This is a genomic window from Yersinia sp. 2542 StPb PI (assembly GCF_048593855.1).
Lineage (GTDB): Bacteria > Pseudomonadota > Gammaproteobacteria > Enterobacterales > Enterobacteriaceae > Yersinia > Yersinia enterocolitica_E.
Genome location: NZ_JAZGQA010000568.1, coordinates 1 through 249, shown reverse-complemented (window position 1 = coordinate 249; position 249 = coordinate 1). Strand labels below are relative to the sequence as shown.

Genomic DNA, 249 nt, shown 5'->3' with positions numbered 1-249 from the left:
TGCTTTATGGATTACCCTAAGTTCATTTGAGTATTCCTGTTGATTTGGAGTGTGCCCATCGTATTTTTGAGCCACCGCCAAAGGACAATGTAAACGGATGTGAACATTATATTTTGATGGGAGGAGTAACGTTGATGCTCTTGCCTCTGGTGCTTCTATGATAACATCATCAAACCCAAATTTAGTTGTTATATATCTTAAGACTTCTTCCCTGAATTCAATTGGGGAGAGATTTTTTTTATTGTCAAA

The 249-nt window shown here is 36.9% G+C and carries 1 pseudogene; it reads right to left on the bottom strand.

The window, feature by feature from the left end:
* A pseudogene (locus V1952_RS22765) lies at positions 1-249 on the bottom strand (hypothetical protein); the annotation flags it as partial.